At 47.0% G+C, this 13,993-nt stretch carries 6 protein-coding genes, 21 tRNA genes and 1 other annotated feature; all 27 genes read left to right on the forward strand.

Features of this window, described 5'->3' with window-relative positions; translation table 11 throughout:
• Positions 1 to 13 precede the first annotated feature (13 nt).
• Positions 14 to 3,063: a sequence feature (most likely nonfunctional fraction of RNA operon), on the forward strand.
• The 27 genes from FZC79_RS23930 to FZC79_RS21335 all read left to right on the forward strand — a co-directional run bounded on the left by FZC79_RS23930 (position 131) and on the right by FZC79_RS21335 (position 13,974).
• Entirely contained in the window at positions 131 to 256 is a 126-nt protein-coding gene (locus FZC79_RS23930; protein ID WP_286365387.1) for a hypothetical protein, read from the forward strand. It overlaps the preceding feature by 126 nt.
• Before the next feature lie 8 nt (positions 3,064 to 3,071).
• Positions 3,072 to 3,147, forward strand: a tRNA-Val gene (locus FZC79_RS21210).
• Positions 3,148 to 3,263: 116 nt separating this feature from the next.
• Positions 3,264 to 3,339, forward strand: a tRNA-Thr gene (locus FZC79_RS21215).
• A 15-nt stretch (positions 3,340 to 3,354) separates the two neighbouring features.
• Positions 3,355 to 3,430 (forward strand) — tRNA-Lys (locus FZC79_RS21220).
• Positions 3,431 to 3,465: 35 nt separating this feature from the next.
• Positions 3,466 to 3,550 (forward strand) — tRNA-Leu (locus tag FZC79_RS21225).
• Between the two features lie 3 nt (positions 3,551 to 3,553).
• Positions 3,554 to 3,628: transfer RNA gene (locus FZC79_RS21230), tRNA-Gly, on the forward strand.
• Between the two features lie 12 nt (positions 3,629 to 3,640).
• Positions 3,641 to 3,729: transfer RNA gene (locus FZC79_RS21235), tRNA-Leu, on the forward strand.
• Positions 3,730 to 3,743: 14 nt separating this feature from the next.
• Positions 3,744 to 3,820 (forward strand) — tRNA-Arg (locus tag FZC79_RS21240).
• A 7-nt stretch (positions 3,821 to 3,827) separates the two neighbouring features.
• Positions 3,828 to 3,904 (forward strand) — tRNA-Pro (locus FZC79_RS21245).
• Between the two features lie 16 nt (positions 3,905 to 3,920).
• Positions 3,921 to 3,993: transfer RNA gene (locus FZC79_RS21250), tRNA-Ala, on the forward strand.
• A 116-nt stretch (positions 3,994 to 4,109) separates the two neighbouring features.
• A tRNA-Met gene (locus FZC79_RS21255) sits at positions 4,110 to 4,183 on the forward strand.
• A 6-nt stretch (positions 4,184 to 4,189) separates the two neighbouring features.
• Positions 4,190 to 4,266, forward strand: a tRNA-Ile gene (locus FZC79_RS21260).
• A gap of 19 nt (positions 4,267 to 4,285) precedes the next feature.
• A tRNA-Ser gene (locus FZC79_RS21265) sits at positions 4,286 to 4,378 on the forward strand.
• Positions 4,379 to 4,392: 14 nt separating this feature from the next.
• Positions 4,393 to 4,466, forward strand: a tRNA-Met gene (locus FZC79_RS21270).
• A gap of 35 nt (positions 4,467 to 4,501) precedes the next feature.
• Positions 4,502 to 4,578 (forward strand) — tRNA-Asp (locus FZC79_RS21275).
• 184 nt (positions 4,579 to 4,762) lie between these two features.
• A tRNA-Phe gene (locus FZC79_RS21280) sits at positions 4,763 to 4,838 on the forward strand.
• A 19-nt stretch (positions 4,839 to 4,857) separates the two neighbouring features.
• A tRNA-His gene (locus FZC79_RS21285) sits at positions 4,858 to 4,933 on the forward strand.
• Positions 4,934 to 4,943: 10 nt separating this feature from the next.
• Positions 4,944 to 5,017 (forward strand) — tRNA-Gly (locus tag FZC79_RS21290).
• 1 nt (position 5,018) lies between these two features.
• Positions 5,019 to 5,095: transfer RNA gene (locus tag FZC79_RS21295), tRNA-Ile, on the forward strand.
• A 9-nt stretch (positions 5,096 to 5,104) separates the two neighbouring features.
• Positions 5,105 to 5,179 (forward strand) — tRNA-Asn (locus FZC79_RS21300).
• A 4-nt stretch (positions 5,180 to 5,183) separates the two neighbouring features.
• A tRNA-Ser gene (locus tag FZC79_RS21305) sits at positions 5,184 to 5,274 on the forward strand.
• A gap of 9 nt (positions 5,275 to 5,283) precedes the next feature.
• Positions 5,284 to 5,355 (forward strand) — tRNA-Glu (locus FZC79_RS21310).
• A gap of 671 nt (positions 5,356 to 6,026) precedes the next feature.
• Entirely contained in the window at positions 6,027 to 7,979 is a 1,953-nt protein-coding gene (glgB, locus tag FZC79_RS21315) for a 1,4-alpha-glucan branching enzyme (RefSeq protein ID WP_148948662.1), read from the forward strand.
• A complete protein-coding gene (locus FZC79_RS21320) occupies positions 7,909 to 9,069 on the forward strand; it encodes a glucose-1-phosphate adenylyltransferase (RefSeq protein WP_148948663.1) in 1,161 nt (386 codons plus the stop codon). The genes glgB and FZC79_RS21320 overlap by 71 nt, the downstream gene beginning before the upstream one ends.
• Before the next feature lie 30 nt (positions 9,070 to 9,099).
• Positions 9,100 to 10,128 (forward strand): sugar phosphate nucleotidyltransferase, encoded by a 1,029-nt coding sequence (locus FZC79_RS21325; RefSeq protein ID WP_148948664.1) that lies wholly within the window; start codon positions 9,100 to 9,102, stop codon positions 10,126 to 10,128.
• A complete protein-coding gene (glgA, locus tag FZC79_RS21330; protein ID WP_148948665.1) occupies positions 10,125 to 11,576 on the forward strand; it encodes a glycogen synthase GlgA in 1,452 nt (483 codons plus the stop codon). Before FZC79_RS21325 ends, glgA begins: the two co-directional genes overlap by 4 nt.
• Positions 11,566 to 13,974: a glycogen/starch/alpha-glucan phosphorylase gene (locus FZC79_RS21335; RefSeq protein WP_148948666.1), complete on the forward strand. Its 2,409-nt coding sequence runs from the start codon at positions 11,566 to 11,568 to the stop codon at positions 13,972 to 13,974. Before glgA ends, FZC79_RS21335 begins: the two co-directional genes overlap by 11 nt.
• Positions 13,975 to 13,993 lie beyond the last annotated feature (19 nt).

Here is a 13,993-nt window from a genome sequence, read left to right on the forward strand (position 1 = left end):
GGTTAAGTTAGAAGGTTAAGTTAGAAAGGGCGCACGGTGGATGCCTTGGCACTAGGAGCCGATGAAGGACGGGACTAACACCGATATGCTTCGGGGAGCTGTAAGTAAGCTTTGATCCGGAGATTTCCGAATGGGGRAACCCGCTGCACGTAATGGTGCAGTATCCATACTTGAATACATAGAGTATGGAAGGCAGACCCGGGGAACTGAAACATCTAAGTACCCGGAGGAAGAGAAAGCAAACGCGATTCCCTGAGTAGCGGCGAGCGAAACGGGATTAGCCCAAACCAAGAGGCTTGCCTCTTGGGGTTGTAGGACACTCTATACGGAGTTACAAAGGAACGAAGTAGACGAAGAAGCTTGGAAAGGCTCGTCACAGAAGGTAATAACCCTGTAGTCGAAACTTCGTTCCCTCTTGAGTGGATCCTGAGTACGGCGGGACACGAGAAATCCCGTCGGAAGCTGGGAGGACCATCTCCCAAGGCTAAATACTCCCTAGTGACCGATAGTGAACCAGTACCGTGAGGGAAAGGTGAAAAGCACCCCGGAAGGGGAGTGAAATAGAACCTGAAACCGTGTGCCTACAAGTAGTCAGAGCCCGTTAACGGGTGATGGCGTGCCTTTTGTAGAATGAACCGGCGAGTTACGATCCCATGCAAGGTTAAGTCGGAAAGACGGAGCCGCAGCGAAAGCGAGTCTGAATAGGGCGAATGAGTATGTGGTCGTAGACCCGAAACCAGGTGATCTACCCATGTCCAGGGTGAAGTTCAGGTAACACTGAATGGAGGCCCGAACCCACGCACGTTGAAAAGTGCGGGGATGAGGTGTGGGTAGCGGAGAAATTCCAATCGAACCTGGAGATAGCTGGTTCTCTCCGAAATAGCTTTAGGGCTAGCCTCATGTAGTAAGAGTCTTGGAGGTAGAGCACTGTTTGGACTAGGGGCCCTCATCGGGTTACCGAATTCAGACAAACTCCGAATGCCAAAGACTTATCCATGGGAGTCAGACTGCGAGTGATAAGATCCGTAGTCGAAAGGGAAACAGCCCAGACCACCAGCTAAGGTCCCAAAGTATACGTTAAGTGGAAAAGGATGTGGAGTTGCTTAGACAACCAGGATGTTGGCTTAGAAGCAGCCACCATTTAAAGAGTGCGTAATAGCTCACTGGTCGAGTGACTCTGCGCCGAAAATGTACCGGGGCTAAACGTATCACCGAAGCTGTGGATTGACACCRWTWGGTGTCAGTGGTAGGAGAGCGTTCTAAGGGCTGAGAAGCTGGACCGTAAGGACTGGTGGAGCGCTTAGAAGTGAGAATGCCGGTATGAGTAGCGAAAGACAGGTGAGAATCCTGTCCACCGAATGCCTAAGGTTTCCTGAGGAAGGCTCGTCCGCTCAGGGTTAGTCGGGACCTAAGCCGAGGCCGAAAGGCGTAGGCGATGGATAACAGGTTGATATTCCTGTACCACCTCTTTTCCGTTTGAGTGATGGGGGGACGCAGGAGGATAGGGTAAGCGCGCTGYTGGATATGCGCGTCTAAGCAGTTAGGCTGGTGATGAGGCAAATCCCGTCACCGTGAAGGCTGAGCTGTGACAGCGAGGGAAATATAGTACCGAAGTTCCTGATTCCACACTGCCAAGAAAAGCCTCTAGCGAGGAAAAAGGTGCCCGTACCGCAAACCGACACAGGTAGGCGAGGAGAGAATCCTAAGGTGAGCGAGAGAACTCTCGTTAAGGAACTCGGCAAAATGACCCCGTAACTTCGGGAGAAGGGGTGCTCTGGTAGGGTGCAAGCCCGAGAGAGCCGCAGTGAATAGGCCCAGGCGACTGTTTAGCAAAAACACAGGTCTCTGCGAAGCCGTAAGGCGAAGTATAGGGGCTGACGCCTGCCCGGTGCTGGAAGGTTAAGGGGAGTGCTTAGCGCAAGCGAAGGTGCGAACCGAAGCCCCAGTAAACGGCGGCCGTAACTATAACGGTCCTAAGGTAGCGAAATTCCTTGTCGGGTAAGTTCCGACCCGCACGAAAGGCGCAACGATCTGGGCACTGTCTCAACGAGAGACTCGGTGAAATTATAGTACCTGTGAAGATGCAGGTTACCCGCGACAGGACGGAAAGACCCCGTGGAGCTTTACTGTAGCCTGATATTGAATTTTGGCACAGCTTGTACAGGATAGGTAGGAGCCTTGGAAACCGGAGCGCCAGCTTCGGTGGAGGCGTCGGTGGGATACTACCCTGGCTGTGTTGAACTTCTAACCCGCGCCCCTTATCGGGGTGGGAGACAGTGTCAGGTGGGCAGTTTGACTGGGGCGGTCGCCTCCTAAAGAGTAACGGAGGCGCCCAAAGGTTCCCTCAGAATGGTTGGAAATCATTCGCAGAGTGTAAAGGCACAAGGGAGCTTGACTGCGAGACCTACAAGTCGAGCAGGGACGAAAGTCGGGCTTAGTGATCCGGTGGTTCCGCATGGAAGGGCCATCGCTCAACGGATAAAAGCTACCCCGGGGATAACAGGCTTATCTCCCCCAAGAGTCCACATCGACGGGGAGGTTTGGCACCTCGATGTCGGCTCATCGCATCCTGGGGCTGTAGTCGGTCCCAAGGGTTGGGCTGTTCGCCCATTAAAGCGGTACGCGAGCTGGGTTCAGAACGTCGTGAGACAGTTCGGTCCCTATCCGTCGTGGGCGCAGGAAATTTGAGAGGAGCTGTCCTTAGTACGAGAGGACCGGGATGGACGCACCGCTGGTGTACCAGTTGTCTTGCCAAAGGCATCGCTGGGTAGCTATGTGCGGAAGGGATAAGTGCTGAAAGCATCTAAGCATGAAGCCCCCCTCGAGATGAGATTTCCCATCACTTTATGTGAGTAAGATCCCTGAAAGATGATCAGGTAGATAGGTCTGAGGTGGAAGCGTGGATAACTCGTTATAATAGTATTTGTCCCTAAAAAAAGGACATTGTCTGGTGACTAAGGCGAAGAGGTCACACCCGTTCCCATGCCGAACACGGAAGTTAAGCTCTTCAGCGCCGATGGTAGTTGGGGGATCTCCCCCTGTGAGAGTAGGACGTCGCCAGGCTTTACAACGGAGGATTAGCTCAGCTGGGAGAGCATCTGCCTTACAAGCAGAGGGTCGGCGGTTCGATCCCGTCATCCTCCACCAAGTTTTTTATAAAGCGAAGCGGAGTAAATAAACTTCCTTTAAAAAGGCTTCAGCGTAAAAAGTAAAGCGAATTAAAATAACACCTAGTAAGTTGTTTCTAATGAGACAAAATACTTGCCGGTGTAGCTCAACTGGTAGAGCAACTGACTTGTAATCAGTAGGTTGGGGGTTCAAGTCCTCTTGCCGGCACCACTTTCTAATTAGTACGAGCCATTAGCTCAGTTGGTAGAGCATCTGACTTTTAATCAGAGGGTCGAAGGTTCGAATCCTTCATGGCTCACCATGGTTTTTTGCCAGAGGCAAATGACTTATAAACATGCGGGTGTGGCGGAATTGGCAGACGCACCAGACTTAGGATCTGGCGCCGCAAGGCGTGGGGGTTCAAGTCCCTTCACCCGCACCATTTGCGGAAGTAGTTCAGTGGTAGAACACCACCTTGCCAAGGTGGGGGTCGCGGGTTCGAATCCCGTCTTCCGCTCCATACAGTTTCTTAGCCGGGGTGGCGGAACTGGCAGACGCACAGGACTTAAAATCCTGCGGTAGGTGACTACCGTACCGGTTCGATTCCGGTCCTCGGCACCAGAGATTTTTCATATGCGCCCGTAGCTCAATTGGATAGAGCGTTTGACTACGGATCAAAAGGTTAGGGGTTCGACTCCTCTCGGGCGCGCCATTTATTTCGGGGAGTAGCTCAGCTTGGTAGAGCACTTGGTTTGGGACCAAGGGGTCGCAGGTTCAAATCCTGTCTTCCCGACCACTTTTCTCAACATTACGGGGCCTTAGCTCAGCTGGGAGAGCGCCTGCTTTGCACGCAGGAGGTCAGCGGTTCGATCCCGCTAGGCTCCACTTGATTTTTTTATGAAACGAAGTGAAGTAAAATAAATATCATTAACTTTGCGCAGTGCAGCGAAGCAATCGATATTTAATTTGAAAGTTTTGCAAAAGAATCTATTCAATATCATGGCGGTGTAGCTCAGCTGGCTAGAGCGTACGGTTCATACCCGTGAGGTCGGGGGTTCGATCCCCTCCGCCGCTACTTAAGGGACCTTTAGCTCAGTTGGTTAGAGCAGACGGCTCATAACCGTCCGGTCGTAGGTTCGAGTCCTACAAGGTCCACCATCTTTTTGAATGTTATAACGGAGGAATACCCAAGTCCGGCTGAAGGGATCGGTCTTGAAAACCGACAGGGGTGTAACAGCCCGCGGGGGTTCGAATCCCCCTTCCTCCTCCATATTCTTTTATCGTCGCGGGATGGAGCAGTTCGGTAGCTCGTCGGGCTCATAACCCGAAGGTCGCAGGTTCAAATCCTGCTCCCGCAATACAGAGGCTTTCGCTTACTGCGGAAGCCTCACATGGTCCGGTAGTTCAGTTGGTTAGAATGCCTGCCTGTCACGCAGGAGGTCGCGGGTTCGAGTCCCGTCCGGACCGCCATTTTCAAGATGAATTGTTAGAACATTTACTATTGAACTCATAGTTCAAACTAAGAGGGTTTCGATAAGCAAGAAGGTCGAGGAAGCAACCGAATGAACACCGGAGTGCACTGACAGGTGCATGAGGATGTGAATGAGGGCGCTGACGAAGAGATTCGCAGCTTAGCGGAAGCCGAAACTATTAAGGCTCAGTAGCTCAGTTGGTAGAGCAATGGACTGAAAATCCATGTGTCGGCGGTTCGATTCCGTCCTGAGCCACCATTATTAAAAAAATACTATGGCGATTGTGGCGAAGTGGTTAACGCATCGGATTGTGGTTCCGACATTCGTGGGTTCGATTCCCATCAGTCGCCCCATTTGGTTTTTGCGGGTGTAGTTTAGTGGTAAAACCTCAGCCTTCCAAGCTGATGATGAGGGTTCGATTCCCTTCACCCGCTCCATGGGCCTATAGCTCAGCTGGTTAGAGCGCACGCCTGATAAGCGTGAGGTCGGTGGTTCGAGTCCACTTAGGCCCACCATGATTTTTTTCCGCAGTAGCTCAGTGGTAGAGCTATCGGCTGTTAACCGATCGGTCGCAGGTTCGAGTCCTGCCTGCGGAGCCATATTGGAGAAGTACTCAAGTGGCTGAAGAGGCGCCCCTGCTAAGGGTGTAGGTCGGGCAACTGGCGCGAGGGTTCAAATCCCTCCTTCTCCGCCATCTGCATACGGCCCGTTGGTCAAGCGGTTAAGACACCGCCCTTTCACGGCGGTAACACGGGTTCGAATCCCGTACGGGTCATCCCAAGAGATTATCTTTTAGATAGTCTCTTTTTTGTTTGTCCAGTTTTTATAAATTCAAGGATGTTCTCAGAAGTATTGGTTTTATTTTGGCTTCCAGGGAAGTTTCCTTTGATAATAGAGTAGAGCTGAATCTCCTACATCCAAGAACTCTAATTCATCTATCCCTTCCTTACAGCACTGAATCTCCACCATGAGAAATCGATGCACTCAGAAACCCTCGCAGACAGCATAGAATCCACACATTGAATCAGCATAACCAAAAATCGATGCAGCCAGAATGCCACACAGAAAGCATTGATTCTCCCCCATACGAAATCGGTGCTGTTAGTAGCTGAGCATTCAATTCCATAAGGATAAATGGATACTACAAGTGAGCTGCCACTCAATACAGAATCTTGTAACCTTAATTGTACCGTTTCACAACAAATCTATTCCTCTCTCAAAAAAGTTTCATTTTCCTCTCCATTTTTTTATTTTCCCGCCAATAAGTTTCGACAAAAGAAGCCAAATATACGCATGAATACTGTTTAAATGTATGCTGTAATTCTTGTTAACCGCTTTCATGTAATATAAATGTCGGATTTGTTCGAAAACTCAATAGAGGGATTCCTTCTATTTAAGCGAAAGGTTAATATTAAATACATTTAAATTAAACTGCAGGTGAAAGAGATGAATGCCGTGATTCCTACTGATTTCAATATTCACTTATTCCATGAAGGGAATCTGTTCGAAGCCTACCGCATGCTGGGGGCTCATCGTTATTTAAAAAGGGATGGTTACTGTACTTCCTTTTGTGTCTGGGCTCCTCAAGCTCGTTCTGTGAGTGTGGCCGGCAGTTTCAATGATTGGAACAGCAAAGGCTTTGAGTGCCAGAAGATTAATAAGGAAGGTATTTGGTTTCTGGAGGTTGATGAAGATCTTCTTGACCATACGTATAAATATGAGATCGTGACAGCAACTGGGGACATCCTGTTGAAGAGCGATCCTTTTTCCTTTTTCAACGAGCTCCGGCCGGATACCGCAAGTATTGTTTCTGATCTTGGTGGGTTCAAATGGACGGATGAAGAGTGGCTGATGAAGAAGAGTAAGGTTCCCTTGTATGATCAGCCGATGTTCATTTATGAGGTTCACCTTGGAACCTGGCGCAAAAAAGGTGAAGAGGAATTTTTGAGTTATCGTGAAATGGCTGCGGAGATTATTCCTCATGCTGTTTCTCTCGGCTTTACTCATATTGAACTGCTTCCTGTGATTGAACACCCCTATGACAGGTCGTGGGGCTACCAGGGGACAGGCTATTTCGCTCCAACAAGCCGTTATGGTTCCCCATCTGATTTCAAGTACTTCATTAATGAATGTCATGCACAAGGACTTGGGGTCATCCTGGATTGGGTCCCTGGCCATTTTTGTAAAGATGCGCATGGCCTTTATCGTTTTGATGGTTCCTTTGCGTATGATTATTCCCAGCCTCATGACCGTGAGAATTATACATGGGGAACTGCTAATTTTGATCTCGGCAAAGGAGAGGTGCAAAGCTTCCTGATTTCCAGCGCCCGGTTTTGGATGGAAGAATATCATATTGATGGTTTCCGGGTGGATGCAGTAGCTAATATCATTTACAGGGCAAACCAGAATCAGAACAGTGTCAATGATGAGGGAATTGCTTTTTTGAAGAAACTGAACAAGGCGGTTTTTGAATATGACCCTTATGCCTTGATGATTGCAGAAGATTCCACAGATTGGCCCGGCGTTACCTCTCCGGTCCATTATGGCGGTCTTGGATTCAATTATAAATGGAATATGGGCTGGATGAACGATGTGCTGAAATATATGGAATCCGATTCTGGCCAGCGCAAGGAAAACCATTCGTTGATCACATTTTCCCTATGGTACGCTTTCTCGGAAAATTTTATCCTGCCTTTCTCTCATGATGAAGTGGTTCATGGAAAGAAGTCACTGCTTGATAAAATGCCTGGTGACTATTGGCAGAAATTCGCCCAGCTTCGATTGCTTCTCGGATTCATGACAGCTCATCCAGGTAAGAAACTTCTGTTCATGGGATCAGAAGTTGCTCAATTCTCAGAGTGGAAGGACCTGGGTCAAATAGACTGGCATTTGCTGGAGTACGAAAAACATCAAAAGTTTAACACATATCTCAAGGAACTTTTGCATTTATATAAAAAGTCGCCCTCATTATATGAGCAGGATCATCGTTCGGAAGGGTTTGAGTGGGTGGATGTAAGTAACTCTGCTCATCAGATTTTCTCTTTTATAAGAAAAGGGGAACAACCGGAAGATCATATGCTGGTTCTCTGTAACTTCAGCCCGGCTGTTTACCATCATTATAAAGTGGGTGTCCTGAAAGCGGATGGATACAGAGAAGTTTGGAACAGCGACCATGAACGCTTTGGGGGTTCTCATCAAATCAACCCGGAAGTATTGTCTGTAAAGCACGAAGGCTACCATGGAAAACCATGTTTTGTGGAGATGACCATCCCACCATATGCAGTAGTCTATTTGAGACCAATTCATCACAGGAAGGAGCGTATTAAATATGGCAAAGGCAAATTGTGTCGCAATGTTGTTAGCAGGAGGGAAGGGCAGCAGGTTAAGTTCACTCACTAAGAGCCTGGCAAAGCCCGCAGTACATTTCGGAGGCAAGTACCGTATCATCGACTTTACTTTAAGCAACTGTACGAATTCAGGAATCGAAACGGTAGGTGTTCTGACTCAGTATCAGCCTCTTTTGCTGAACTCCTACATAGGAATTGGGAGCGCTTGGGATCTCGACAGGAAGAGCGGCGGGGTAACGGTTCTGCCGCCGTATGCTGAATCGTCAGAGGTCCGCTGGTACACAGGGACGGCGAGTGCAATCTTCCAAAACCTGAACTATATTGAGCAATTTGATCCTGAATATGTTCTCATTTTATCGGGAGATCACATTTACAAAATGGATTATGAAAAAATGCTGGAGTACCACATCAATAAAAAAGCGGATGTCACTATTTCAGTGCTGGAAGTTCCATGGGATGAAGCAAGCAGGTTTGGAATCATGAATACTTCAGAGGATTTGAGAGTTGTAGAATTTGATGAAAAGCCTCAATTTCCGAAAAATAACCTGGCTTCGATGGGCATCTATATCTTTAACTGGTCACTGCTGAAAGAATATCTTGAGATGGATGACCGCAATCCCGAATCAAGCCATGACTTCGGCAAGGATGTGATTCCTTTGCTGCTAGAGGAGAAGAAAAAGCTGATGGCGTATCCATTTCAGGGCTACTGGAAGGATGTCGGCACGGTAAAGAGCCTGTGGGAAGCGAATATGGACTTATTGGATGATGACTGCGATCTCAACCTGTTCGACCATGAGTGGCGGATCTATTCTGTGAATCCAAATCAGCCGCCTCAGTATATTTCAGAGAACGCTGTGGTGGAAGGGTCATTAATCAATGAAGGCTGCTATATCGAGGGAACCGTCGACCACTCAGTATTATTTCAAGGGACAAGGGTGGAGGCAGGAGCCCATATCAAGAAGTCTGTCATAATGCCTGACGCGGTTATCGGGAAAGGCGCTTATTTAGAAAAGGTGATTGTGCCGCCGAATGTACGCATTCCGGATGGAGTATGCATCATTCCTGAAGAGGGATCAGACGAGGTTATCCTTGTCACAGAAACGTTCCTGCAATCATTCATGGAAGAAGAGGAAGTGCAATAAGAATTCATCTTAGTGACAGGGGGAAATCACATGAACAAATCTATGCTCGGGGTTATAGACGCAACCACTTATCATGAATCTTTGGAGGATTTATTAATTAATCGTTCTTTGGCCGCAGTCCCAATTGCCGGCAGATACCGGCTGATCGATTTTATTTTATCCAATATGGTGAATTCAGGCATTCACAGCGTTGCCATATTTCCTAAGTATCAGTACAGGTCTCTGATGGATCATTTAGGATCAGGGAAGAACTGGGATCTTAACAGAAAAAGAGATGGATTATTCTTTTTCCCGGCTCCTGTGGTCGATTCAGTAGACCAAGGGATGGGTTCTTTTAATCACTTCGCTCATCATATGGACTATTTCCGAAGAAGCAAACAGAAATATGCGCTGATAAGCAACTGCAACACCATTTTTACAACGGACTTCAACCCACTGCTAAAGCGTCATATCGAGACCGGCGCTGAGATTACCAAAATGAATCACCAGGATAAATCGATGGAGATATATTTGATGGAAACGTCCATGCTGATCGATCTGATAGAAACACGAGGAGAAACAGGATACACCTGCATGAGGGATGTAGTGGAAGACCCTGCAGGAAAACTAAGAGTCTGTGATTACCAGTACCTTGGCTATGTTGAAAGAATTCAGTGTATCCAAAGCTATTTCAATGCGAGTATGAATCTTTTGAAGTCCGAATGCTGGAAACAGCTTTTCCGAAAAGAATATCCTGTTCTGACCAAGGTGAAAGACGAACCTCCGACAAGGTATCAAAAAGGAGCATCCGTCAAGAATGCCATCATTGCCAATGGCTGCTTCATAGAAGGAGATGTGAAAGAAAGCACAGTCTTCAGAGGTGTTAAAATCGGAAGCGGATCGACCGTCTCAAACAGCATTATCATGCAAAAAAGCCAGGTTGGGGAAAATTGTGTATTAGAATATGTCATTCTGGACAAAGATGTGAAGATAGAGGACAATGTGAGGCTTGTCGGAAGCCCGGAGAATCCGATTGTCATCAAAAAAGGTATGATTCAAGGAGCGTTGATGAACTCGTGAAAGTATTATTTGTTGTCTCGGAATGTGTCCCATTCATAAAGTCCGGAGGCCTGGCAGACGTTGCCGGCTCACTGCCGAAGGAATTGAGAAGTCTTGGTACAGACGTCAGGGTCATTCTGCCGAAGTATCAGTCCATAGCGGAAGAATATAAAAGCAGTATGAAAAAGGTATGCGAGTTTACAGTTTCCATTGGCTGGAGAGAACAATACTGCGGCATAGAGTCATTGGAAATTGATGGGGTCACATTCTATTTTGTTGATAATGAATACTATTTCAAACGAGATGGTCTGTATGGATATTGGGATGATGGCGAAAGGTTCTCCTATTTCACTAAAGCAGTATTGGAAAGCTTGGAACACCTGAATTTTTATCCGGAGATTCTTCACTGCCATGATTGGCACACCGGTATGATTCCATTTCTCCTGCGCACCCAATATCAGTGGAGGAAAGGATACAGTTTCATCAGGACTATTTTCACGATCCACAACCTTCAGTTTCAAGGTGTTTTCCCTAAAGAAGTGATGACAGAGCTTTTGGGGATAGAAGAGTCCTGCTTTCATCCTGAAAAGCTGGAGTTTTACGGAAACATCAACTTCATGAAGGCAGCTTTGATCTCCAGTGATTATATTACCACTGTCAGCCCGACTTACCGGGATGAGATTTTGACAGCTTACTATGGTGAAAAACTCGAGGGTGTCTTAAAGGGACGTGCAGGAAATCTCCAAGGAATATTAAACGGTATAGATGATTCTTACTATTCTCCGGAAGCAGGCGGCGAGACCATCCCTTTCACAAAAGAAATTCTAAGTGGAAAAAAAGAAAATAAGATGCGTCTTCAGCAGAAATTCGGCCTCGAACAAAATCCAGAGGTGCCAATCATTTCGATTGTATCAAGATTAACTAAGCAAAAAGGGCTTGATCTGGTCAAGGGAGTCTTTCATGAAATCATGCAGGAAAATCTGCAATTTATCATTCTCGGTACAGGTGAGCAGGAATTTCAACAATTCTTCAAAGAAATGGAAAGCATTTATACGGAGAAGCTCAGAGTAACAATTGGATTTGATGAAGAACTTGCTAAACAGATCTATGCCGGAGCGGATCTTTTCTTGATGCCATCGCGGTTTGAACCATGCGGGCTGGGCCAAATGATTGCTTTAAGATATGGAACGCTGCCCCTTGTCCGCGAAACAGGCGGGTTGAATGACACCGTTCAGTCTTATAATGAGGAAACAAAAGAAGGACATGGATTCTCATTCGCGAATTTTAACGCCCACGATATGCTCTATACTTTAAATCGGGCACTGTCGATTTATCATGAAGATCAAGAAACATGGAACCTTATCGTCAAAGAAGCAATGGGGATCGATTGTGGATGGGCCCAGTCCGCTTTTAAATATAATCGGTTGTATGCGAAAATTTCCTCCAGGAGTGAGAGCCATGTTTTCTGATGTGAATGATTTCAAAGAAGCTTTTCTGAAGAGGCTTGAAATGATGTACGGAAAAACCTTCCCTGACTCCACCCCTCGCGACCAATACTTTACGCTCGGGAATATGATCAGGGAGTATATCAGCATTAATTGGATCGGCACAAATGAACAGTATCGATTCAACGGGCAGAAGCAGGTTTATTACCTGTCGATTGAATTTCTGCTGGGCCGTCTTCTGCGCCAAAATCTTATGAATCTGGGAATCTATGAAACGGTGGAAGCAGGGTTGAATGACCTTGGAATCGATCTTGATGAGATTGAGGAAGAGGAAGCGGATGCTGGTCTTGGAAATGGGGGATTGGGAAGGCTGGCTGCCTGTTTCCTTGACTCTTTGGCATCACTTGATCTGCCGGGACATGGGTGCGGAATCCGATATAAACACGGACTTTTCGAACAAAAGATCGTGAAAGGATTTCAGGTGGAATTGCCGGAACAGTGGCTTCGGCATGGGCACGTATGGGAAGTAAGGAAGCCGGATCTTGCGGTGGAGGTGCTCTTCTGGGGAAGAGTGGAATCCTCTGAAGACAAAGGCCGCTGGAAGTTCAGGCATGTGGACGCTGAAGCGGTGACTGCTGTTCCTTACGATATGCCTGTAGTAGGTTATCAGAATTCAACCGTCAATACCCTGAGGCTGTGGAGTGCGGAACCTTCTTCTTATCAAGCGGGCAAGGACATGATGAAGCATAAGAGGGAAACAGAAGCCATCACAGAATTTCTCTATCCGGATGATACCCATGATGAAGGAAAGATTCTTCGTTTAAAGCAGCAGTATTTCCTTGTCAGTGCAAGCCTCCGTTCAATTCTCAGATCTTACACTGCGAAAAAAAGGGATATCCGTGAGCTGCATGAATATATATCGCTTCATATCAATGATACCCATCCGGTGCTGGCAATCCCTGAATTAATGAGGATCCTGCTGGATGAACATGGATTGGATTGGGACGAAGCCTGGGAAATCACCACTAAGACGTTCGCCTATACCAACCATACGACATTATCAGAAGCGCTGGAAAAGTGGCCGGTAAGGATATTTCAACCGCTGCTGCCGCGTATTTTCATGATTGTGAATGAAATCAATGAGAGGTTCTGTCAAAGTCTGTGGAGTGAGTATCCAGGGGACTGGGACAGAATAGAGCAAATGGCCATCATTTCTCATAATGAGATCAAGATGGCGCACCTGGCGATTGCAGGAAGCTTCAGTGTGAACGGCGTTGCTGCGATACATACCGAAATTCTGAAGCAGCGTGAAATGAATTTGTTTTATCAATTTTATCCTGAAAAATTTAATAATAAGACCAATGGGATCACTCACCGCAGGTGGCTCCTGAAGGCAAATCAGCCGCTGGCCAAGCTGGTGTCGAATGCCATCGGCAGCGACTGGATTTATGAGCCGGAAAAGCTGCAGAAGCTTCAAGCATTCAAGGATGACCGCATGTTCCTTGAAGAGCTTCATAAAGTGAAAAAATATAAAAAAGAGCAGCTAGCCCTGAAAATTATGGAGCAAAACAGGATCGAGATTGACCCGGAATCGATTTTTGATGTGCAAATTAAACGTCTTCATGCTTATAAAAGACAGCTTCTGAATGTACTGCACATCCTTCATCTGTATAACCGTTTCAGGGAAGATTCAAGTTTTGATATGCACCCAAGAACTTTCATCTTCGGCGCGAAGGCTTCACCAGGATATTTTTATGCCAAAAAAATCATCAAGCTGATTGATTCAGTGGCGAAGCTTGTCAATAATGATCCTATAGTAAAAGGCCGAATAAAAGTCGTGTTCATGGAAAACTACAGGGTATCGCTGGCAGAAGATATTATCCCGGCCGCGGATATCAGCGAGCAGATCTCTACTGCAAGTAAAGAGGCTTCCGGTACCGGCAATATGAAGTTCATGATGAACGGGGCCCTCACTGTAGGTACGCTTGATGGCGCGAATATAGAAATCCTTGAGAAAGCAGGACAAGAAAATATTTTTATTTTCGGTTTGACGGCAGAAGAGGTCATGAAGTATTACGCTGAGGGCGGGTACTATTCTATGGAATATTATCATCATGATGAACATATCCGGCAAGTGGTCAACCAGCTGATCGATGGGACACTCCCTGATGCAGCCGATCATTTTGAAGAGGTGTTCGATTCGCTGCTCGCTGAAAATGATCAATATTTTGTACTGAGGGATTTCTCTTCCTATGCCTCTATTCAAGAAAAGGCAGGCAGAGCTTACGAAGATAGAGAAAAGTGGCTGAAGATGAGCTTAGCCAATATTGCAGAATCAGGTTATTTCTCCAGCGACCGGACCATTAAGCAATACGCCCGGGAGATTTGGGGGATTGCCGGGAAAGAACTGCAGAGAAGGTAACAGAAGGGAAGCACCAGTG

Origin of the sequence: Rossellomorea vietnamensis (assembly GCF_008180615.1) — a bacterium.
Lineage (GTDB): Bacteria > Bacillota > Bacilli > Bacillales > Bacillaceae_B > Rossellomorea > Rossellomorea vietnamensis_D.

Excerpts from the sequence above, each read along its gene's own strand:
- glgB (WP_148948662.1), top strand. The coding sequence starts at position 6,027 with ATGAATGCCGTGATTCCTACTGATTTCAATATTCACTTATTCCATGAA.
- FZC79_RS21320 (WP_148948663.1), top strand. The coding sequence starts at position 7,909 with ATGGCAAAGGCAAATTGTGTCGCAATGTTGTTAGCAGGAGGGAAGGGC.
- FZC79_RS21325 (WP_148948664.1), top strand. The coding sequence starts at position 9,100 with ATGAACAAATCTATGCTCGGGGTTATAGACGCAACCACTTATCATGAA.
- FZC79_RS21335 (WP_148948666.1), top strand. The coding sequence starts at position 11,566 with ATGTTTTCTGATGTGAATGATTTCAAAGAAGCTTTTCTGAAGAGGCTT.